Here is a 19,921-nt window from a genome sequence, read left to right on the forward strand (position 1 = left end):
CTTTAAGCGTATTTCAACATCCACTCAGGTTCATTTTTAAGCCGTGAAATTTCACGCACCACTTCTTCATTTAAACCTTTATCAAATGCTACAACACTTTCGATTTCATCATGAAAACCGTATTGATATTCTTCGTTTGGTAAGCGATCGCGATCATCAATTTTCTCTTCACTCATCTTTATCCCTACTTTCTTCAATAATATCCGTCAAACCACGCCACCCTAACGTTGCGCACGTAATCCGATTCGCTTGTCGCCCAACATTTTTAAACGCAACCGCTTCTTGAAGAAGCTCCTCATCAAAAGATTCCAGATGAATCATTCGATTATATTCAGCAATAATCTTTTCGGCTTCTTCTAAAGTCTTCCCTTTCACAAGCTCGGTCATAATTGAGGCAGCGGAAGTCGCAATTGTACACGCTTGACCATCAAAACAAACATCTTCAATAACGCCATTTTTAATGGATGCTTGAATGGTTAAATCATCAATACAGGAATCCGTACTGACACGTTTTTTTGTATATGCTTCGTCGGTCCGCTTATTTCGTGGATTTTCATAATGATCCATAATTAGTTGTCGAAGAAAACGGGGATCTTCAAAATAATTCATTTTATCACTCCAAATCTATAGATAGAGGTCGATACATTTTTCCAACGTAATCGTCTCTAACGCTTTTATCAATTTCGTAACATCCGCATCATTATTATAAAAATAGAATGAAATACGAACACTTTTTTCCATATTTAATGCCCCATTAATAAGTTTTGCACAATGCTCACCCGATCGAACGCTAATACCCTCACGATTGAGATATGCTGCAACATCCTGAGCAAAAATTCCCTTCACACTAAATGTAATAAGCCCCATATCCGCATGTTGATTATAAACCGTTATATGATCCATCGCATTCAATGCATCCAATGCACGTTGATGAAGTGGCAAGATAATTGCGTGAATGCGCTTCATACCAAATTGAGTTAAATAATCAAGTGCTGCGCCAAAACCAAGCACGCCCTCAATATTCGGTGTACCTGCTTCAAATTTCGCAGGTCCAGATTTTAATTCCACGATGCCACAGGCATCAAAACGAATATTACTGCCGCCTCCATGGGAGATGGGATACATTTTCGTTTGTATTTCGGGTTTGACATAAAGAACCCCTACACCTGTAGGCCCCAGCATTTTATGCGCAGAAAACGCCATAAAATCAACATCTAAGTCTTTGACATCAATTGGCATATGTCCGATTGATTGAGCTGCATCAAGACAAAATAACGCGCCATGGTCATGTGCATACTTTGCGAATGATTTAATATCATTAACATATCCCAAAACATTGGATACATGAGCCATCGATACCAGTTTTACCTTATCGTGAAATGCACTCGAAAGCATTTCAAGTGTAATATGACCCGCATCATCCAGGGGAACAAATTCAACTTTAAAACCAATTTCTTCCGCCATTGCATACCAAGGAAGAATATTGGATGCGTGTTCTGCTTGATTTAACAGCACCACGTCATCTTTTTTGAGATAATATTTAGCATACCCACTTGCAACAAGGTTTAAAGATTCACTCGCTCCCGAAGTAAAAATAAGAGACTCCGGTGTTGTTTGAATAAAATCCGCTGTTTTCTTTCGAACGGCTTCATATAAATCACTGGTTTCAAGGGATGTATCATAATCTCCGCGATGAATATTGGAACTTAGACGTTCATAATAATCAACAACAGCATCAATAACACATTGAGGTTTTAAAGCTGTAGCGGCATTATCAAGATAACTAACATCTGGATGGTGCTTAAAAAAAGGAAAATCTTTTTTTATTGAATCCATTGTGTATTCACCTTCTCTGTAATTTCTTCTTTTAACTGTGTTTGAATCGTTTCATCATCAATTGCATCTACAATTGGCATGAGATAACCCATTATAATAAGACGCAAGGCATCCTCACGTGTTAAACCACGGGATTGAAGATAGTAGATGTGCTCTTCATTCGGTTGGCCCACAGAAGCCGCATGTGATGCTGCTACATCATTTTCATCGATAAGAAGCATCGGATACACTACACCATGAACATCTTCACCTAAATTCATAATGCGACTCATTTGATGGGTTTCAGCTCCTGAATTTCCTTTAGCAATACTTCCTATTACTTCTAGATTTAGACTTCCTTTATTAAGGACAATCGCATTACACTCAACCATTGCATAACTTTTACGGGCTTGATGATCTGCCTTTACCGTCCATTTTAGTTTATTAAAAGCAATCACTGCGCCTTTAAATTCACAATGACTTCCCAAACCAAGGTACTCAATATGGGTATATTTTTGATGGTTTCCTTGACTCATCTCACCATAGTTTGCGATTAAGTGCGCGTGTTCATACAATTTAATGTGCTCATTCACTTCCAAAGCTTCATCACTTTGATTGATCCACAAATATTTAAAATTCGCCTGTTCTGATACATGAAGTGTTAGATCAAGAGACCCTTGACCTTTCGCAATAATATAGAGGGTACCCGTTGCACGTTTAGGAATCGTAATGGATACTTTTTCTTCACCTTGAATATCAAGTACGATTGAATTCATCGGTTCCGTCAAGCTAAATTCCGTCATTATTTATCACCCATTGCTTCACGCACCGCACATGTTCCAAGGACACTTGGACGTTTTGTCACTTTCTCTTTTTCAAGCGTTTCTTCAATCCAATCGTAACCTTCGCGATCAATTTTACTTACAAGTGTTTCATCCGAACTTAATACAATACGACCATCAATCATGATGTGTGTATGAGTTGGTTGAATAAGCTCAAAGAACCGTTCATAATGACTTACAATAATTAATCCCATTTTTTGTTTATCTTGTTCCTGTTTTAATACCTTAGCAACCAGTTCGAGTGCATCAATATCAAGTCCCGAATCAATTTCATCCAACATCGCAAACCGTGGTTCTAACATAATCATCTGCAAGATTTCATTTCGCTTTTTCTCACCACCACTAAATCCTTCGTTTAGGAAGCGATGTGCAAGATCTTCTTTCATTTTAAGACGTTCAATGCTGCCTTCCATGGACTTCACAAATTCAAATAAACCGATTGGTGTTTCACGACGCGCATTTAAAGCGGACTTTAAAAAATCAGAATTTGTTACTCCAGAGACTTCTTGTGGATATTGCATTCCTAAAAACAATCCGAGTTTACTGCGCTCATCCACTTCAAGTTCAAGAACATTGATATCATCTACATAAACAGATCCTTCCGTAATCTCGTAACGCGGATGACCCATTATAGCAGAAAGAAGTGTTGATTTCCCATTCCCATTGGGACCCATGATTGCATGGATTTCATTCTCATTAATCACAAGATTGACACCCTTGAGTATTTCTTTTCCTTCAATTGCTACATGTAAATTTTCAATTCTTAATTGTGCCATATTATCACTTTCCTCTACTTATATCTTAATTCTTATATTATAGCACAAGATTAATCCGAATAAGGCGACCATCGCTCACGAAACGTATTCGTAACGTGTTGCATTGACCCCTCAAATAACCTATAATTAATGAGACAAAAGGAGGATTGTAATGATTGACAATTTAAAAAAATATTGGTTTGTCGTCGTTATAGGTTTGGTACTGATTGTCGGTATCGGGTATTTTACTAAGGAACAGATGAACGCTGTTTTGAGCGGTAAAAAAGTAGACGGTAAAGATGTAATATATGAGGTTGCTGGGAGTGATTATACTGCAGATGCATATTATAATGAACTCTTAGAATCGAAAGGAACCGCAGAGATTTATAAATTATTCGAACGCGCTGTTCTTGATTCAATGGAAACAACTGAAGATATCGTTAAGAAATCTAAAGAAGAAGCTGAAACAGTTAAAACTAATGTTTCTGCACAAAATGGTGCAGCAGGGTTAGAACAATTGGATAAAGCCCTTGTTTCATTAGGTTATAAAGGTGTTGATGAAATGAACAAGTTTTATGAAAACTCAAATAAACTTGATGTTATTTTAGGTGATTACCTTGAAGCAAATTACGATCAATATGTGAAAGCATTTATCGAAGAAAATCAACCTCGTGTTGTAAGTCACATCCTTGTCAAGATGGACGATTCAAAAAATCCTACTGCTGAAGAAACAGCAAAAATGGAGAAAATTGATGCAGCTTTAAAAGAGGGTAAATCTTTTAGTGATGTTGCTATGGAATTTTCCGATGATGGAACAGCCCAAAATGGCGGTTTACTCGGATATATGGATAAAACATCAAGTTTAGTTCCTGAATTTATTGAAGGAGCTACAAGTATCAAGAAGGGTGAAACAACTGGGTGGGTTACTTCACAATACGGTCGTCATCGCATTACAGTTCAACAAGACTCTTTCGAAGAAATCAAATACGATAAAGATTTCTTAAAAGCAATATCAACAAATAATCCTAAAATCCAATATCAAGCAATCTGGGAAAAAGCAGAAGGCTTAGATATTAAGTTTGCGGATGATTCTGTCAAAGCAGATTTAATGGCATTTATGGGTCTAGGAGGAAATCAATAATGAAAAAACTTCTAGTTTCACTCCTCGCACTGCTGATGCTTGCGGGATGCAGTGATGCACGTGCAATGATTTCCACAGATGAAGAGATATTCTCTGTCGGAAGTGAAAAAATTACATCAAAACGTCTTTTTGATGTTATGAAACTCAGTGATGGTGGAATGACTGTTGTTAAGTCAGCACAAAATAAAATTACTGAAAATGTTGCGGATGCAGATGTAAAAGCAGAAGCAGATAAACGTCTTGAAGAGATCAAAGAAGTTTTTGGTGATCAACTTGAAGAACGTTTAAAACAAAGCGGTTATGAAAGTGTTGATGCTTTCATGGCACAAACTGTTTATCCTGAGCTTAAAATGACACATCTTCTTAAAGAAAAAATGGTTGCAGATTTTGAAGCATTAACGACAGAAAACGCACCCCGCAAAGCGCGCATTCTTCAATTAGAGAATCAAGAAAAAGCGGACGAAGCTCTTGAGAAAATTAAGGGCGGAGAAAACTTCGATGATGTCGCAAAAGATTACAAAGTTACGGGTTCTTCATATGATGGAAGTGCTAAAGTACACCTCTTGAAATCTGTGCAATATCCTCAAGAAGTTGCGGATGCACTTAAAAATGCAACTGAGCCTACATTATCTGGTGTTCTCAGTGATTCAAGTGATGACAGTAAATATATTGTTCAAATTATTGAAATCGATGCCAATCGATATCAAGATGAAACCATTGAAGCATTTGTAGGATCCAAAGATATCGTTAATCAATATCTTTCGCAACTCTTTGTGGATAATGGATTTAAAATCTATGACAAAGATGTTTATGATGCGGTAGCTGAAAAGTTCCCACAATACTTAAACATTCAAAAAGACAAAGACGCTAAATAAGCGTCTTTTCTTTATGCTATAATAGCGCTAGAGGAGGTCTACTATGACACTTTTTGAAAAAATTATTAACCGAGAAATCCCCGCAAAAATAATATGGGAGGACGATGATGTCATCGCATTTCTAGACATATCACAGGCGACTAAAGGCCATACCTTAGTTGTACCAAAGGTTGCGACAGAATCTGTACTCACCGCGACACCAGAGGTCGTCTCAAAGGTCAATTGCACGGCACAAATGCTTGCAATAAACCTCATGAAAACCTTTGGCGCATCCGGTGTTAATATTTTGACGAACGCCAATGAAGTAAGTGGACAAACCGTCCCTCATTACCATGTTCATGTTATTCCACGCTATGACGTAGAGGAATTAAAATTTGTACCTGTACCCAATCATCATGACCTTGATGAAGTTTTCAAAATCTATCAAGATTACCAAAATAGTCAATAGAAACATAAAAGTATTGAGTTGTACATTCAATACTTTTTTTTATATCTTGGCACCGCAGGCATCGTCATTGAAAAAAATAATTTACTTATTATATAATCAAATTAGATCATACATATTCATGATTCGTATTGAATTCGCATAGATTTTCTATGTCTCTGCACTTCTTGATTTATTCTAAGAAGTATATCCTTATTTAGAAAAGGAGTAACTACATGAAAATAGAATTAGGTATCAGTACTTTTGGAGAAACAACACCTCTCGAACATACGGGCGTTGCCCCTGCTCACGATGAACGCATTCGTCAGCTTGTTAAGGAAATTGAATTAGCCGACCGTGTCGGACTCGATATTTATGGCATTGGCGAACATCATCGCTCTGATTTCGCAGTTTCAGCCCCTGAGATTGTTCTGGCTGCAGGAGCCGTCAATACGAATCACATTCGTTTAAGTTCAGCCGTTACCGTCCTCTCTTCAATTGATCCTGTACGTGCGTATCAACAGTACGCAACCATCGATGCGCTATCTAACGGACGTGCCGAGATGATGGTAGGACGAGGTTCATTTACAGAATCATTCCCACTGTTGGGCTATGATTTAAAGAACTATGAGGCCCTCTTTACTGAAAAATTGCAGATGCTTCGTACCATCGTCGAAAACGAAACCGTTACCTGGGAAGGTCACCATACCCAATCCCTTGATCATACAGGTATTTACCCCCGTTATGTCCAAAAAAACCTTCCTATTTTGGTCGCAACAGGGGGGAAATGTAGAGTCAACTGTGAATATAGCGCGACAAGGCTTACCCATCACCTACGCGATAATCGGTGGAAACCCTTTACGCTTTAAATCACTGATCGAAGCTTACCACGCAATTGGGAAACAAATGGGATACCCGAAAGACCAGCTTCAAGTTGCCGCACATTCTTGGGGATTTATAGCGGATACATCGGAAGAAGCCAAAGATAACTATTTCTACCCCACGAAATTATTGATTGAAGCAATTGCGAAAGATCGCTCGAATTGGGTTCAAACCTATCGTCGTGAAGATTTTGACGTTGCGACAGGACCGGGTGGTGCGATGTTTGTAGGTAGTCCGGAAGACGTGACACCCAAACTCATCAAGATGATTGAAGAGCTTGGACTCAATCGATTCATGCTCCATCTACCTATTGGGTCAATGGAACATGAAGATGTTCTGCATGCTATTGAATTGTTTGGAACACGTGTCGCCCCTGCTGTACGCGATTATTTTAAAGATAAATAACAATAAAAAAAACATCAACGATTTCGGTTGATGTTTTTTTCGCCTATTATTCCGCAGGCTTAACGTCTTCTTTTTTGACTTCCGGTTTTGGTAATAATGCTTTACGGGATACGTTTACACGGCCCTTTTCATCAATTTCCATAACCTTAACTTTAACGATATCCCCTAATTTAACGATATCTTCTGGTTTTTCAACACGACTATGATCCATTTTTGAAACGTGTAAGAGTGCATCCGTTCCCGGGAATAGATTTACAAATGCTCCAAATTTTTCAATACGCACAACCTTAGCATCATAGATTTCTCCAACTTCTGCTACACGTACGATATTTTTAATCATCGATTTTGCTTTGTCAATTGAAGCTTGATCTGTATGGTAAATCACAACACGACCATCATCTTCAATATCAATTTTAACATCATTACATTCTTCAATGATTTGATTAATGATTTTACCACCTGCTCCAATAACATCACGAATTTTATCCGGTTTAATGTTCATTTGAGCAATTTTAGGTGCATATTCACCCACAAAGGTACGAGGTTCTGAAATCACGTCATCCATTGCAGCCATCATTTCTGCACGACCTTTTTTCGCTTGAGCTAATGCTTCACGAAGAATATCTTCTGATAACCCTTTAATTTTGATATCCATTTGAAGTGCTGTAATCCCTTGTTTTGTTCCAGCAACTTTAAAGTCCATATCTCCAAAGTGATCTTCCATTCCTTGAATATCTGTTAGGATGGTGTAATCTTCTCCATATTGAACAAGACCCATCGCAATTCCACTCACTGCCGCTTTAACAGGAACACCTGCTGCCATTAACGCTAATGAACCCGCACAGATACTTGCTTGAGAAGAAGAACCGTTTGACTCAAGAACTTCCGCTACTAAACGAATTGTATATGGGAATTCCTCTTCAGAAGGAATAACATAGGATAGAGCACGCTCACCTAAAGCACCATGGCCAATTTCACGACGCCCTGGCGCACCCATACGGCCTGTTTCACCAACACTGTAAGGAGGGAAATTATAGTGATGTAAGAATCGTTTAGAATCCACATCCGATAAGTCATCAATTATTTGAGTATCTGCCATTGCACCTAGGGTACAAACAGAGAGTACTTGAGTTTCACCACGTGTAAAGAGTCCACTACCGTGAACACGACTTAATAAATCAATTTGAACATTTAATGGACGTACTTCATCAACACCACGGCCATCAGGACGAATTTTTTCAATCGAAATAAGGCGAAGAACTTCATCCGCAACCATTCCGTGCGTAACTTCTTTAACGTATTTTATCGTTTTATTTTTTTCAGATTCCGTTTCATAGGTTTTCGCTTCAAAATGTAAAACCGCTTTTTCTTCAAGTTCATCAATCGTTCCATAACGTTTTAATTTTTCATGAATCGCAACGGCTGCACGTAAATCTTTACCTACAAGCGCTTCAACCTCATCAACAATTTCTGTTGGAACTTCATAGAGTGTAACTTCCATCTTTTCTTTCGCAACTTCTTGTGCGATTTCAATTTGGAAAGCACAAAGACGTTTGATCCATTCATGACCAAATAACATCGCTTCAAGCATTAGTTCTTCAGAAACTTCCTCAGCGCCAGCTTCAACCATATTGATTGCATCTTTTGTACCCGCAACAATCAAATGCATTTTTGATTTTGCTTGCTCTTCAAGGGTTGGATTTATAACAAACGTTTCGTCAATATAACCAACAGTAACCCCTGCAATCGGTCCTTCAAAAGGAATATCCGAAACCATCAAGGATAAAGATGCCCCAAACATTGCTGCCATATCAGGTGCACTGTCTTGATCAACAGATAAAACTGTATTAACAACTTGTACTTCATTACGGAACCCTTCCGCAAACAATGGACGAATTGTACGATCAATTAAGCGTGATGTTAGTGTTGCATATTCACTTGGACGTCCTTCACGACGTAAAAACCCACCTGGAATCTTCCCAACTGAATATAATTTTTCTTCATATGTAACTGTAAGTGGGAAGAAATCGATGTCTTTCGCTTTCTTGCTTGCAGTTGCAGCGGATAATACTGCAGTATCTTCATAACGCACTAAAACAGACCCACCAGCCTGTTTTGCTAATTCTCCCGTTTCAACTTTTAGACTTTTTCCACAAAAATCTAGTTCAAATACTCTCTTGTTCATAGATTCACCTCAATATCTTATTCAATTTTAACACATTCTATACGTATTTGATATAACAAAAAAAGGAGCAACTGCTCCTTTTCATGTTTTTTATTATTTTCTTAATCCTAGGCTTGTGATTAATTCACGGTAACGGTTAATGTCTTCGTTACGTAGGTAAGTTAATAAATTACGACGACGTCCAACTTTTTTTAGAAGTCCACGGTTTGAGTGGAAATCTTTTTTATGTTCTTTCATATGTTCTGTAAGCAAGTTAATTTCTGCTGTAAGAACAGCTACTTGAACTTCTGCTGAACCTGTATCGCCTTCATGACGTGCATATTGAGTCATGATTGCTTGTTTTTCTGATTTTGATAACATGTATGTATCCTCCTGTTTTTCAGACCTTCATCACCGAGAGTATAGTCGAGGAAACGGATATCCCAGTCATAAAGCCTACAAATAATAACATACCCATGCTTAATAGGCAAGTGAATTTCTTTATGATCCCGTGAAATTAAAGGGAAAGCGAACTTTAGAATTCACCTCTCAAACAGCTTCGATTGAATTCATCTTGATTTTATTGTATCTACAACATCCTTGTTTTCAACTGTTGAAGCGAGAGGACTTAAACTGGTTTGAGGGCACTATTGAAATTGAATCGTAAAGACTATAAATTCATCTGTATTTTTATCGTTTGTGATTTGAGCATAAAGATCACTTAATGTCACAGTGTTGGTGTAAATTGAAGAAGAAGCATACGCCAGTAGATATGTTTCACCAAATTCAACGGTTTCAAGACCGTCAGTGAATTGAAACGAATGCTCTGGCAAAACCATCTCAATCTGTTTTTCAGCGGATACAAGCTGTTTATTTGCCATCTCAAACGATAAAACCATCATATTCTTCAATAACTCAAACTGAATCGTTTTAAGTCGTATTTCATCTTCATTTTCAACCTGTAGATGGTTTTGATTCATCAAAACTTTGTTTTCGATAACTCTACCGTTTCGAATCAAAACACAATTCAAATGAAAGTTTTGCGTCTCAAGTCGTTTTGAAAGCGAAAAGGTGTTCGGTTTTGTAATCAGAAGATCTGTTCCAGGAATCATAACCTGAATCATAATCCCAAAGCAACCACAGCCACAAGACCTAGAAACATTGTTTTTATATTTCATAATTGCCCCTTTTTAATTTATTATAGCACAGTCATGGTATAATTGATTTTACTTAAGGAGGGTATATTTATATGAAAAAAGTTGCATGGATTGGTACAGGTGTTATGGGGAAACCCATGGCGTTACATTTAGCACAAGCAGGTTATGCTGTCTCAGTATATAATCGCACATTCTCAAAAGCAAAAGCGATGGAACCATCAGTCACGGCTTGTCAAACCATTGAAGCAGTCGTACAGGATGCGGATGTTGTCTTTGCGATTGTAGGGTATCCAAATGATGTTAAGAATGTTTTCGAAGAGGTCATGAAGCATGCGAAACCAGGTTGTCTTTTGGTAGATATGACAACATCTTCTCCATCACTTGCGAAATCCTTGGCGGATGATGCAGAAAAACATGGATATAGAATGCTTGATGCCCCTGTGACCGGTGGAGACTTAGGCGCAATCAATGCGACCCTCTCAATTATGGTGGGCGGCGATCACGCCGATTTTGAGTCCGTACTGCCTCTGTTGAAGGTTATGGGTAAAACAATTAATTATATGGGTACGCATGGTAATGGACAACATGCTAAATTAGCGAATCAAACAGCCATTGCTGGAGCCCTAGCAGGCACTGCCGAAGCGTTGCATTATGCACACCATCATCAAATCGATATGACAACCATGCTTAATGTCATTACGGGTGGTTCAGCAGCTTCATGGCAAGCTGCAAATAACGGTCCAAAAATGATATCAAAGGATTTTGAACCTGGATTTTACCTTAAACACTTCCTCAAGGACTTAAAGTTAGTGATGGATGAAAAAGATGATTTGTATCTTCCTATTGTAGAAAGTGTATGTAAAATCTACCAAACACTTAGCGAACATGGATATGATGAAATGGGAACACAAGCCATTATCGATTACTATATAAATCAATTATCATGAAATCACGCATAAACCGAGATTTACTCATACCGCTAATCGCCTCTGTTTTATCATTGGTTGCATTTATTTATATCTATCTAAAGCAAACACAGTTTGGTCCATTCAATCTAAGCTTGATGATAATTCTTCTCGTTTGCGCTTTAAATGCATTATTGTTTGGTATCTATAAGCACTTTTCAAAACGTGTTGATACACTTGAGTTGAAATTTCTAACTGTTATTTGGATTGGACTCAGTCTCTGTCTTGTACTGATTTCAGTTGCTACTGTATTGATCTTAGTTTCATTATAGAAAAAACCTGTATGATTCCATCAATTTGGAACCATACAGGTTTTTTATTCATCATTTAAGATAGACATGAAAGGAAGCAACGTATCATCCAACATTACAAATCCTTCAAATGTCGTTTTTAACACATCTTCTGTTTGGTATAGAAGTTTACGAGAAATACCTTCTTCAATCGCATCGTTGAAAACCTGTGTCATAGGAATACCAAAGCGTTCTTCAAATCGCGAAAAGGCGACACCATCTTTAAGACGCAAGCCCATCATCATAAACTCAAACATCTCGTCATCGACCGTGAGGTCGATGACTTCATGGTACGAATCTTCTTTGAGATACATCCCAAGTTTAGTTGTCCAAGTCTTACGTTGATGATTATGTTTTAAACTCGAACCCGGACCAAGGGCATAAAAATCTTCATAACGCCAATAAACTTGGTTATGTTGACTTCTCGAACCCGGAAGTGCAAAATTTGAAATTTCATACTGTTCATATCCTGCATCCTCCATTAATTGAATGCACGAAAGAAACATTTCAGTTTCAAGTTCAATCGGAACAGGTTGAATGCCACGTCTTCCAAATAATGAATTGGGTTCAACAGTTAAGGCATAAATGGATACATGATCAGGTTTCAGTGCAATAACATCGCGCATCGATGCTTCAAAACTTTCAAGCGTTTGTCCAGGAAGTCCATACATCAAATCTAATGAGATGTTTTCAATTCCAATTTTACGCAATAACTTAACCCCTACCTCAACATCATAAAATTTATGGTGTCGGCCTATTTTTTCGAGGAGATCATCATGTGTTGTTTGAACACCCAAACTCATTCGGTTCACACCGTAATCGTGAAGCATCTGAACATTTTCTTCCGTAAGATTTTCTGGATTGCCTTCAAACGTCCATTCATAATCATCTGCAAGTTTCGGTTTCAATGCTTTAAGTAATGCTTCCAATTGATCATCTTCAAGAGAAGTTGGGGTACCACCCCCAACATAAATTGTTTTTAGGTTACCGGGTAAACCATTAATTTGTTGAATCAAACGAATCATAAACTGATCTGAAATTTGCCGTGCGTAATGAAAGCGCGTAAAATCGCAATATCCACAGATATGATCACAAAATGGAATATGGACATAAAGTGCTTTAGTACTCACGTTTCATCACCTCATCAATTTTATCGTTAATCAACAATTCGATATCGTAGTCACGATCGAGACATATGGAAATTGTATACATGAGTACATCCGCAATCTCTTTCTTAAAGTTCGCTTCATCATTCAAACTTTCTTGCAATTCAAGCGCTTCTTTCACAACACATGCGGGCATAAATTCGATGGTATCTGTTTTATCCCAACCAAAGTGTTCTCGCATCGCTTGAATGCGTTTATTAACGTGACTATTCATCATCCATTGACAGAACAGACATAAATGCTTCTTGAGGTATTTCCACTGAACCAACTTGCTTCATACGTTTCTTACCTTCTTTTTGCTTCTCTAAGAGTTTCTTCTTACGTGAAATATCACCACCATAACATTTCGCAATAACGTTTTTACGGAGTGCTTTGATGGTAGAGCGGGCAATAACTTTCTGATTAATAGCCGCTTGAATTGGAACTTCAAACTGTTGTCTTGGAATAAGTGTTCTTAGTTTTTCAGTAATTGCTTTTCCACGATTAAACGCAAAGTCGCGATGGACAATGGTTGATAGTGCATCGACAATTTCTCCATTGAGAAGAATATCCATCTTCACAAGATTGGATTGTTGATAGCCAATAAACTCGTAATCAAAAGATGCATAGCCTCGAGTCGTTGATTTAAGACGATCGAAGAAATCAAAAACAATTTCCACAAGTGGCAAATGATAAACAATGTTCATACGGGTACCATCAATTGTTTGCATATCCATATAAATTCCACGTTTATTTTGACAAAGTTCCATTACAGCACCAACATAGTCAGATGGCACCATAATTTGAGCCTCGACAAAGGGTTCTTCAACATGATCAATCACATTTGAAATTGGCATTCTTGATGGATTGTCTAATTTTAACATTTCTCCATTTGTTAGGTAAACATGGAATTCAACTGAAGGTGCTGTCGCGATTAAATCAAATTGAAATTCGCGTTCCAAACGTTCTTGGATTACATCCATATGAAGCAGGCCTAGGAAGCCACAACGGAATCCAAACCCAAGTGCTTGTGATGTTTCTGGCTCAAAAACAAGGGAGGAATCATTCAATTGCATTTTCTCTAAAGCTTCTCTTAAATCTGTATAACGTTTACTATCAATTGGATAAAGCCCACAATATACCATTGGGTTTAATTTACGATATCCTGGTAGTGCTTCTTTGGCAGGATTATCCGCGAGGGTTATTGTATCCCCCACGCCAATTTCTTTAATGGATTTGATGCTAGCACTAATCCATCCTACTTCCCCCGTTACGAGTTTATCTTTTTTGATTTCAGTGGGTGTCCGCACACCCAATTCAGTCACCTCAAACACTGCACCAGAAGCCATAAATTTAATCTCGTCGCCAACTTTAACTTGGCCTTGTTTAATATTTACAAATGCAATAACACCACGATAGGTGTCATAAATCGAGTCAAAAACCAAGGCTTGTAAAGGTGCATCAAGATCCCCTTGAGGGGCTGGAATTTGCGAAACAATCCCTTCCAAAACTTGGTCAATATTTAAACCTGTTTTCGCACTGATTAACGGTGCATTACTTGCATCAATACCTAATACGTCCTCAATCTCACGTTTTACACGTTCTGGATCTGCAGAAGGTAAATCGACTTTATTGATAACAACCATAATTTCCAAGTCGTTTTCAATTGCAAGATATGCATTTGCGAGTGTTTGTGCTTGAATCCCTTGTGTCGCATCCACAATAAGAATTGCGCCTTCACATGCAGCAAGAGAGCGAGACACCTCATAAGTAAAGTCAACGTGACCAGGAGTATCGATTAAATGGAAGATATACTCTTGTCCATCATTTGCTTTATATGCAAGTTGAACAGCATTCAGTTTAATTGTAATCCCACGTTCGCGCTCAAGATCCAACTGATCCAATAATTGCGCTTGCATATCACGGTGTGCAACCGTATGTGTTTGTTCTAAAATACGATCCGCTAATGTTGATTTTCCGTGGTCAATATGAGCGATAATAGAAAAATTTCGAATATTTTTTTGATTCATTTAGTTACCTCTTAAATATTTCATTAGTTTTTGTAATCTTGGATAAAACAATGTCGCCAATATGACTGCGAAAATACCTTGAACCAAATCACCTTTTAAGGCCACAAAAAAGGATGGCCAGCTTTTGGTTAAGAAAACCGCAACAAACCCATACATCGTCATCATCCAAAGTGCTGCCAGTGAAAAGGGAATCCATCGTTGACGTGTATCAAGGTAGCGTTCTAAAAGCTTAATAATAATAACTTCCCCCGCTTTGATAAAGAGAGAAAAAATAGCGTAGACAGCATAACCACCTGCAATGTCGGCTAAAGCACACCCAACACCTGCCGCAAAGATCGCACCTCCAAGCGGAAGCATAATTGGGGATACCATAATAACAAAGTCACTGAGATTAAGATATCCTCCGGTTGCGGATGGTATTTTAATGATGAGTGTTACCGTCGTAATCAACGCTGTAACAATACCAATCATGACTAAAGTCTGTGTACGTTTTACTTCATAATTTTCTCTCATTCAAATCGTTTCCCCTTCCAATTTCGACCCAGTCCATTTGCGAAATCATGAGCAGACGTTATCGGTTTTCCTGCTGGCTGTATCAAAGTAATTGTAACGGATCCATTAACACAAGCAACGGTAAGCCCACTCTCATCTACTGATATGACTTCCCCAGGTGCATACGAATGACTTGCTTCGGACATTGTAACCCCATGAAACTTAACATTCATCCCTTCCACAACACCATATCCAACCGGCCATGGAATTAGACCTCGAATATGATTATAAACATCAAAACAGATCTATTAAATGAAACAAACTCATCTTCGCGTTGAATTGTGTAAGCGAGTGTGACGTGTTCTTTATTTTGTGGTACAAATGATAAATCGCCTTCAAGATAAGCTCTTAAATCCTCTTGAATTAGAATTTTGGAAGCCGCCATTAATTTTGACTCGACATCGCCCATCATGTCATGATCATCAATTGATACGCGTCGAGATGCGAGCATATCCCCACTATCCATACCGACATCCATTCGCATTAACGTAACGCCTGTTTCCTTTTCGCCACGAATGATTGACCAATGAATGGGTGCCCCTCCACGATATTTTGGGAGCAATGAAGCATGAACATTCAAACAAAGAAATTTTGGATAGTCTAAAATGGCTTTAGGGACAATCTGTCCATAGGCACATGTAACCACTAAATCGGGTTCAAATTTTAAAACATCTTCAATTGATTCTTTAATTTTGATGGGTTGAATCACCGGAATTTCGTGCTTTAAAGCTAATTCCTTAACAGGGGGTGCCTTTAAAACCTTTTTACGTCCAAAAGGACGATCTGGTTGGGTCACCACTGCAACCACATCATAACCATCATCTAATAATTGTTGTAACACAACACAAGAAAAATGTGTTGTTCCCATAAACATAACGCGCATATTATCACATCCTAGCACATATTATAACACGTGCTCGAAACAAGTGCATCGTTCATTCTTAATTTCCAAAAAACATTATTTGAACCAATGTGAAATTTATATCACTGAACTTACACATTGAGCAAACTTCAAACGTGTTACAATGTTTCTATACTGGGAGGTGGCAATTTATGGCAATTATCGCAAGTAATGCAAAACGAACAAAAACAAATCGTAAATCGGAAGCTGCAAACAAGAGCCAACGTTCAAGTTTGAAAACAGCACTTCGTAGTTTTAATTCCGCAATCGAAGCTGGTGACAAAGAAATGGCAGAACGCCTATTCAATCAAACCAATTCATTGTTGGATAAATCGATTACAAGCAACATTCATCACAAAAACTACGTAGCCCGTAAAAAATCCGATTTATCATTAAAACTTAACACATTAAAATAACATTCATACGAAGGTTATTTTTTATATTATTGCTTCAATCATAAACAATTCAAATGCTACAAATCGATCAATTTTTCCTTGTTTCACATCCTGATCGATTTGGGCAAGCTGATTTAAGAGTTCCAACAAACCAAATGACGGACGCATCTGGTTTTTCACCAGAAAATAGACTTGCTTTTCTGAGAGCGACAACCGATCAGCAATCCCCTTGTTTGAAATCCCTTGTTCGTATAAGGCGCTGATTTGATAAATCTTACGAAAACTGCTTCCTATAAGTCCTAAAAGAGCAAGAGGGTCTACTTTCTGCGCGAGTAGATTTTGATAAACAGAAAAAGCCTTCCCAATGTTTTTATCTAAGAGCGCATTTGAAATCGCAAAAATATCCTCATCGATATTTTTAGAGATTAGCTTAACAACGTGCTCTTTTTCAATATCCTGTCCGACCAAACTTAATTTGTTTAATTCTTGATAAAGACGTGTCGTATCGTCACCAACTCGCTCAAGCAATTCAACCATGGCAGCATTCGACATTTTAAATTCAAGCCGTTCAATTTCTTGTTTCATCAATATACTTAGCTGACCCACATCTGGATCCTTAATTTGATGGACACGAGCATGCTTCGCAATTGCTTTACCCATCACAGATTTTGCCAGCGGTTTCTTCTCAAAAATAACAATTAGACTTACATCAAACATTGATTGTGCCATTAATTCACTTAAGGATGTTTCCATTTCTTTTATCAAATCATCATGAGTTGATAATACAACCGCCTTTTTATCGCCAAAAAGTGAAACCGTTAAAGCACTTTCCAAAACATGATCAAATAAAAACCCCTTATCACGTGTGTCAAAATGTGACACATCGAAAACACCATACTGGTTTTCATATTCTTTTATGATACTCTCTACCTTACGTTTAATCAGCGAAGGTTCTTTTCCTACGATTACGTCTATCATCTTATCACCATCCCTATTATACCAAAGTGACCACGATTTGAAACAAAGTAATCAAAGAATGGCGTAAACACAAAGTCAATCGTGCCCATCTTCGACGTTTCTAACACTTCAACATCATTCGTTTTTAATATGTCAATGACTTCTTTGTGTGGATGTCCGTATTGAGAAGGATCAGAACTAATTAAACCAAATTGAGGTTTTAAATCCTGTATAAAGCGTGAGTCAGTTGCGGTCCTGGATCCATGATGGCCCAATTTAATTAGAAAAATTGGGTCATCAAAATGATAGAATCGGAGCAATTCGCGCTCTTGTTCTTTTGATGCATCCCCCATAAATAAAAATGCATACTGTTTTACTTTTAAACCTAAAATTAAACTGTTGTCATTTTTTGTTCGATAAACCTTATCGTACAACAATTCATGGAGCAATTTGAGTTGTGCACCTTTTTCTTCAATGATGTTCACGACTTTATAGTCTTTTATTACGCGATTTTGTGACCCATTATGGTCTTGGTCGCCGTGCGTAATAATCAATTGATCGATTGTTTGAATTCCATACGCTGAAAGAACGCGGCGAACCTCAGGATACGCTCGCGGACGACCCGTATCGATGAGTGTTGTATACAAAGAAAATGGAGTTCGGATTAAAATACAGTCCCCTTGATCGACATCAATAAAAGTAATGGTATAACATGGATTATAGAGGGTCATCAAAGCAATGCACAGAATGCGCATCAAAGCACTCGTATTCGACTTTACTTTAAAGAGGAAAAGCAAACAAATAAGTGGTGGTGCTCCGTAGACTGTAAAACGTTTCTCAATCCAAGTATTTACCGTATTCATCACCGCAAAGAACCAGTCACAATAATGCAAAGGGAGTCCAAGCAAAATGCATCCATACAGTATCAAAAAGATAAATCCCATAATGGGTTTCAAAACGCGAACCATGACAATACTCAACAAATCCAAGCGTTTGCACGAATAAAAAACTAAGACAAAACGTATAAACCATCGCGGTGCATGTTGGCATAAAGAAGTTAAGTTTGATATAAGTAGTGGACCATAAATAATAAGAAATGATGGATTTTGGAGCGGTTTTGGCAAGAGAAAAATAACAATTATTATTGTTACGTGTGGTGAAAATACTTGCCGCAACAAAAAATTTAAATTTGATGCATTCATTCCAAAAAGATACTGATACCAAAATGTCACACCTGCATTAATTACGTGAGTACTTATTGAAATTTGAAAACGTTTTTTTAAAATGATGAGCAGTTCTGAAAGGGATCGAATTTGAAATGAAATCAAAGCAAGGTAGGATTCGCGACGCTCGAAAAAGTACGATTCAAGGTAGGGATATTGATGGATTGTTTGATAAATAGAGTCAATCAAGGGTAATTTCACAACCTTAATGTAATTTCCTGAGTGCACATCATTCCCAAGAAGCCACAGTAAATCACCCACCTCGCCTGTATAGTTCATCAACAATCGCTGCTTGGTATTAAAACGGTTGAGCCATAAACCCGTATCATCCACCGCAACAACAACTCCTAGCGGAAATGAATATTGATGAATTTGCGTCATTAACAGAAAAAGCAGTGGAAAAAGAAAGCGATGTGGATGTTTGCGAAAACAGAGTAAACCAGTCCAAGCACAACCTAAACAGATTTTTAAAAGAATTCCATCAACCAAGGTCCCAAGTAACATTCCATAGATTAAATGCATACAAAATCTTTAATCCGTTCCAAGAGTTTAGGTCCAATTCCCTTGATATTGAGGAGTTCATCGATACTCATAAACTTTTGATGGTGAAGCCGATATTGAAGAATTGCTTCAGCTTTGCGAGGTCCAATTCCCTTTATTTGCACTAAATCTTGTTCACTTGACGTATTAAGTGAGACACATGTTGTTTTCTTCATTTCTAGTTTAAGGTGTTGGCCTTCATAGAAAGAAGTTATGTTGGGTAAGTTTTAATGTTTGAGGCCTGAATACCAAGCCGTTCAAGAATTTTTAGTATGGTATCATTACTTTCTAAAGCAACATCATAGGACTTATCATCGATATCAATGCGTATCGATGTCTTCTTTTGAAACGTCAATTCATTCATATTCATGATGAATTGAAACGAAGCAAGACACATGATTAACGCAATAATTACAATAAATTTCATGAACCACCCCTTAGTTAATTATGATATTTACAAAGT

General features: G+C 37.7%; 26 protein-coding genes. 8 read left to right on the top strand and 18 right to left on the bottom strand.

What is annotated here, in order from left to right; translation table 11 throughout:
* Positions 1-2: 2 nt before the first annotated feature.
* The 5 genes from EEI45_RS09570 to sufC are packed head-to-tail and all read right to left on the bottom strand — an operon-like array spanning position 3 to position 3,433.
* The gene (locus EEI45_RS09570) at positions 3-176 is read right to left on the bottom strand and encodes a hypothetical protein (protein ID WP_228410308.1); all 174 of its coding nucleotides are present in this window, start codon (positions 174-176) and stop codon (positions 3-5) included.
* Entirely contained in the window at positions 169-609 is a 441-nt protein-coding gene (gene sufU / locus EEI45_RS07295; RefSeq protein WP_125164722.1) for a Fe-S cluster assembly sulfur transfer protein SufU, read from the bottom strand. Before sufU ends, EEI45_RS09570 begins: the two co-directional genes overlap by 8 nt.
* 15 nt (positions 610-624) lie before the next feature.
* Positions 625-1,836, bottom strand: a complete 1,212-nt coding sequence (locus tag EEI45_RS07300; protein WP_125164723.1) for an aminotransferase class V-fold PLP-dependent enzyme — start codon at positions 1,834-1,836, stop codon at positions 625-627.
* On the bottom strand, positions 1,824-2,591 hold the full coding sequence (locus tag EEI45_RS07305) for a SufB/SufD family protein (RefSeq protein ID WP_228410309.1): 768 nt from the start codon (positions 2,589-2,591) through the stop codon (positions 1,824-1,826). Before EEI45_RS07305 ends, EEI45_RS07300 begins: the two co-directional genes overlap by 13 nt.
* A 26-nt stretch (positions 2,592-2,617) precedes the next feature.
* The gene (gene sufC / locus EEI45_RS07310; protein WP_125164725.1) at positions 2,618-3,433 is read right to left on the bottom strand and encodes a Fe-S cluster assembly ATPase SufC; all 816 of its coding nucleotides are present in this window, start codon (positions 3,431-3,433) and stop codon (positions 2,618-2,620) included.
* 151 nt (positions 3,434-3,584) lie between these two features.
* On the opposite strand from sufC, the gene EEI45_RS07315 reads away from it, so the two are divergent.
* The 5 genes from EEI45_RS07315 to EEI45_RS09580 all read left to right on the top strand — a co-directional run bounded on the left by EEI45_RS07315 (position 3,585) and on the right by EEI45_RS09580 (position 7,139).
* Positions 3,585-4,553, top strand: coding sequence for a peptidylprolyl isomerase (locus tag EEI45_RS07315; protein WP_125164726.1), 969 nt, complete (start codon positions 3,585-3,587; stop codon positions 4,551-4,553).
* A complete protein-coding gene (locus tag EEI45_RS07320) occupies positions 4,553-5,428 on the top strand; it encodes a foldase protein PrsA (RefSeq protein ID WP_125164727.1) in 876 nt (291 codons plus the stop codon). The genes EEI45_RS07315 and EEI45_RS07320 overlap by 1 nt, the downstream gene beginning before the upstream one ends.
* A 43-nt stretch (positions 5,429-5,471) precedes the next feature.
* Entirely contained in the window at positions 5,472-5,876 is a 405-nt protein-coding gene (locus tag EEI45_RS07325; protein ID WP_125164728.1) for an HIT family protein, read from the top strand.
* A 212-nt stretch (positions 5,877-6,088) separates the two neighbouring features.
* The gene (locus tag EEI45_RS09575; RefSeq protein WP_228410310.1) at positions 6,089-6,721 is read left to right on the top strand and encodes an LLM class flavin-dependent oxidoreductase; all 633 of its coding nucleotides are present in this window, start codon (positions 6,089-6,091) and stop codon (positions 6,719-6,721) included.
* A 37-nt stretch (positions 6,722-6,758) separates the two neighbouring features.
* The gene (locus EEI45_RS09580; RefSeq protein WP_228410311.1) at positions 6,759-7,139 is read left to right on the top strand and encodes an LLM class flavin-dependent oxidoreductase; all 381 of its coding nucleotides are present in this window, start codon (positions 6,759-6,761) and stop codon (positions 7,137-7,139) included.
* Between the two features lie 46 nt (positions 7,140-7,185).
* Here EEI45_RS09580 and pnp read toward each other — a convergent pair whose 3' ends face one another.
* The 3 genes from pnp to EEI45_RS07345 all read right to left on the bottom strand — a co-directional run bounded on the left by pnp (position 7,186) and on the right by EEI45_RS07345 (position 10,481).
* On the bottom strand, positions 7,186-9,324 hold the full coding sequence (gene pnp / locus EEI45_RS07335; RefSeq protein WP_125164729.1) for a polyribonucleotide nucleotidyltransferase: 2,139 nt from the start codon (positions 9,322-9,324) through the stop codon (positions 7,186-7,188).
* A 93-nt stretch (positions 9,325-9,417) separates the two neighbouring features.
* Positions 9,418-9,684 carry a 30S ribosomal protein S15 gene (gene rpsO, locus EEI45_RS07340; protein ID WP_003773100.1) on the bottom strand — a complete coding sequence of 89 codons (267 nt, stop codon included), beginning with the start codon at positions 9,682-9,684 and terminating at the stop codon, positions 9,418-9,420.
* Between the two features lie 266 nt (positions 9,685-9,950).
* The gene (locus tag EEI45_RS07345; protein WP_125164730.1) at positions 9,951-10,481 is read right to left on the bottom strand and encodes a hypothetical protein; all 531 of its coding nucleotides are present in this window, start codon (positions 10,479-10,481) and stop codon (positions 9,951-9,953) included.
* Positions 10,482-10,552: 71 nt separating this feature from the next.
* Here EEI45_RS07345 and EEI45_RS07350 point away from each other — a divergent pair, with 71 nt between their 5' ends.
* Both EEI45_RS07350 and EEI45_RS07355 read left to right on the top strand, forming a co-directional pair.
* Complete coding sequence (locus EEI45_RS07350; protein ID WP_125164731.1) at positions 10,553-11,407, top strand: NAD(P)-dependent oxidoreductase; 855 nt, start codon at positions 10,553-10,555, stop codon at positions 11,405-11,407.
* Positions 11,404-11,697, top strand: coding sequence for a hypothetical protein (locus EEI45_RS07355; RefSeq protein WP_125164732.1), 294 nt, complete (start codon positions 11,404-11,406; stop codon positions 11,695-11,697). Before EEI45_RS07350 ends, EEI45_RS07355 begins: the two co-directional genes overlap by 4 nt.
* Before the next feature lie 44 nt (positions 11,698-11,741).
* On the opposite strand, the gene hemW is transcribed toward EEI45_RS07355, so the two are convergent.
* From hemW to fmt, 6 genes are read right to left on the bottom strand one after another with little or no spacing between them, the layout of a single operon-like run.
* Positions 11,742-12,845, bottom strand: coding sequence for a radical SAM family heme chaperone HemW (hemW, locus tag EEI45_RS07360; protein WP_125164733.1), 1,104 nt, complete (start codon positions 12,843-12,845; stop codon positions 11,742-11,744).
* Positions 12,835-13,095, bottom strand: coding sequence for a MagZ family protein (locus EEI45_RS07365; protein WP_228410312.1), 261 nt, complete (start codon positions 13,093-13,095; stop codon positions 12,835-12,837). The genes hemW and EEI45_RS07365 overlap by 11 nt, the downstream gene beginning before the upstream one ends.
* Positions 13,088-14,890 (bottom strand): translation elongation factor 4, encoded by a 1,803-nt coding sequence (gene lepA / locus EEI45_RS07370; protein ID WP_125164735.1) that lies wholly within the window; start codon positions 14,888-14,890, stop codon positions 13,088-13,090. Before lepA ends, EEI45_RS07365 begins: the two co-directional genes overlap by 8 nt.
* Positions 14,891-15,403 carry an ECF transporter S component gene (locus EEI45_RS07375; protein WP_125164736.1) on the bottom strand — a complete coding sequence of 171 codons (513 nt, stop codon included), beginning with the start codon at positions 15,401-15,403 and terminating at the stop codon, positions 14,891-14,893.
* Positions 15,400-15,624 (bottom strand): hypothetical protein, encoded by a 225-nt coding sequence (locus tag EEI45_RS09585; RefSeq protein ID WP_267128116.1) that lies wholly within the window; start codon positions 15,622-15,624, stop codon positions 15,400-15,402. Before EEI45_RS09585 ends, EEI45_RS07375 begins: the two co-directional genes overlap by 4 nt.
* 26 nt (positions 15,625-15,650) lie before the next feature.
* Positions 15,651-16,325 carry a methionyl-tRNA formyltransferase gene (gene fmt, locus EEI45_RS07380; RefSeq protein WP_228410313.1) on the bottom strand — a complete coding sequence of 225 codons (675 nt, stop codon included), beginning with the start codon at positions 16,323-16,325 and terminating at the stop codon, positions 15,651-15,653.
* 170 nt (positions 16,326-16,495) lie between these two features.
* Here fmt and rpsT point away from each other — a divergent pair, with 170 nt between their 5' ends.
* Entirely contained in the window at positions 16,496-16,759 is a 264-nt protein-coding gene (gene rpsT, locus EEI45_RS07385) for a 30S ribosomal protein S20 (protein WP_125164737.1), read from the top strand.
* A 21-nt stretch (positions 16,760-16,780) separates the two neighbouring features.
* On the opposite strand, the gene holA is transcribed toward rpsT, so the two are convergent.
* Genes holA through EEI45_RS09595 form a run of 4 tightly spaced genes read right to left on the bottom strand, consistent with a single transcriptional unit; the run spans position 16,781 to position 19,885 of the window.
* Positions 16,781-17,716, bottom strand: coding sequence for a DNA polymerase III subunit delta (gene holA, locus EEI45_RS07390; protein ID WP_125164738.1), 936 nt, complete (start codon positions 17,714-17,716; stop codon positions 16,781-16,783).
* On the bottom strand, positions 17,713-19,440 hold the full coding sequence (locus EEI45_RS07395) for a ComEC/Rec2 family competence protein (protein ID WP_125164739.1): 1,728 nt from the start codon (positions 19,438-19,440) through the stop codon (positions 17,713-17,715). The genes holA and EEI45_RS07395 overlap by 4 nt, the downstream gene beginning before the upstream one ends.
* Positions 19,431-19,634 carry a ComEA family DNA-binding protein gene (locus EEI45_RS09590; protein WP_228410314.1) on the bottom strand — a complete coding sequence of 68 codons (204 nt, stop codon included), beginning with the start codon at positions 19,632-19,634 and terminating at the stop codon, positions 19,431-19,433. The genes EEI45_RS07395 and EEI45_RS09590 overlap by 10 nt, the downstream gene beginning before the upstream one ends.
* Positions 19,635-19,669: 35 nt before the next feature.
* Entirely contained in the window at positions 19,670-19,885 is a 216-nt protein-coding gene (locus tag EEI45_RS09595; RefSeq protein ID WP_228410315.1) for a hypothetical protein, read from the bottom strand.
* Between the last annotated feature and the right edge of the window lie 36 nt (positions 19,886-19,921).

The organism is Erysipelothrix piscisicarius, from assembly GCF_003931795.1.
Taxonomy (GTDB): domain Bacteria; phylum Bacillota_I; class Bacilli_A; order Erysipelotrichales; family Erysipelotrichaceae; genus Erysipelothrix; species Erysipelothrix piscisicarius.

Excerpts from the sequence above, each read along its gene's own strand:
- fmt (WP_228410313.1), bottom strand. The coding sequence starts at position 16,325 with ATGCGCGTTATGTTTATGGGAACAACACATTTTTCTTGTGTTGTGTTA.
- sufC (WP_125164725.1), bottom strand. The coding sequence starts at position 3,433 with ATGGCACAATTAAGAATTGAAAATTTACATGTAGCAATTGAAGGAAAA.
- EEI45_RS07350 (WP_125164731.1), top strand. The coding sequence starts at position 10,553 with ATGAAAAAAGTTGCATGGATTGGTACAGGTGTTATGGGGAAACCCATG.
- EEI45_RS07355 (WP_125164732.1), top strand. The coding sequence starts at position 11,404 with ATGAAATCACGCATAAACCGAGATTTACTCATACCGCTAATCGCCTCT.
- EEI45_RS07375 (WP_125164736.1), bottom strand. The coding sequence starts at position 15,403 with ATGAGAGAAAATTATGAAGTAAAACGTACACAGACTTTAGTCATGATT.
- holA (WP_125164738.1), bottom strand. The coding sequence starts at position 17,716 with ATGATAGACGTAATCGTAGGAAAAGAACCTTCGCTGATTAAACGTAAG.
- EEI45_RS09580 (WP_228410311.1), top strand. The coding sequence starts at position 6,759 with ATGGGATACCCGAAAGACCAGCTTCAAGTTGCCGCACATTCTTGGGGA.
- lepA (WP_125164735.1), bottom strand. The coding sequence starts at position 14,890 with ATGAATCAAAAAAATATTCGAAATTTTTCTATTATCGCTCATATTGAC.
- EEI45_RS09575 (WP_228410310.1), top strand. The coding sequence starts at position 6,089 with ATGAAAATAGAATTAGGTATCAGTACTTTTGGAGAAACAACACCTCTC.
- EEI45_RS07315 (WP_125164726.1), top strand. The coding sequence starts at position 3,585 with ATGATTGACAATTTAAAAAAATATTGGTTTGTCGTCGTTATAGGTTTG.
- EEI45_RS09570 (WP_228410308.1), bottom strand. The coding sequence starts at position 176 with ATGAGTGAAGAGAAAATTGATGATCGCGATCGCTTACCAAACGAAGAA.
- rpsO (WP_003773100.1), bottom strand. The coding sequence starts at position 9,684 with ATGTTATCAAAATCAGAAAAACAAGCAATCATGACTCAATATGCACGT.
- sufU (WP_125164722.1), bottom strand. The coding sequence starts at position 609 with ATGAATTATTTTGAAGATCCCCGTTTTCTTCGACAACTAATTATGGAT.
- rpsT (WP_125164737.1), top strand. The coding sequence starts at position 16,496 with ATGGCAATTATCGCAAGTAATGCAAAACGAACAAAAACAAATCGTAAA.
- EEI45_RS09595 (WP_228410315.1), bottom strand. The coding sequence starts at position 19,885 with ATGAAATTTATTGTAATTATTGCGTTAATCATGTGTCTTGCTTCGTTT.
- EEI45_RS09590 (WP_228410314.1), bottom strand. The coding sequence starts at position 19,634 with ATGAAGAAAACAACATGTGTCTCACTTAATACGTCAAGTGAACAAGAT.
- EEI45_RS07325 (WP_125164728.1), top strand. The coding sequence starts at position 5,472 with ATGACACTTTTTGAAAAAATTATTAACCGAGAAATCCCCGCAAAAATA.
- EEI45_RS07345 (WP_125164730.1), bottom strand. The coding sequence starts at position 10,481 with ATGAAATATAAAAACAATGTTTCTAGGTCTTGTGGCTGTGGTTGCTTT.
- EEI45_RS07395 (WP_125164739.1), bottom strand. The coding sequence starts at position 19,440 with ATGCATTTAATCTATGGAATGTTACTTGGGACCTTGGTTGATGGAATT.
- pnp (WP_125164729.1), bottom strand. The coding sequence starts at position 9,324 with ATGAACAAGAGAGTATTTGAACTAGATTTTTGTGGAAAAAGTCTAAAA.
- EEI45_RS07320 (WP_125164727.1), top strand. The coding sequence starts at position 4,553 with ATGAAAAAACTTCTAGTTTCACTCCTCGCACTGCTGATGCTTGCGGGA.
- EEI45_RS07305 (WP_228410309.1), bottom strand. The coding sequence starts at position 2,591 with ATGAATTCAATCGTACTTGATATTCAAGGTGAAGAAAAAGTATCCATT.
- EEI45_RS07300 (WP_125164723.1), bottom strand. The coding sequence starts at position 1,836 with ATGGATTCAATAAAAAAAGATTTTCCTTTTTTTAAGCACCATCCAGAT.
- EEI45_RS07365 (WP_228410312.1), bottom strand. The coding sequence starts at position 13,095 with ATGAATAGTCACGTTAATAAACGCATTCAAGCGATGCGAGAACACTTT.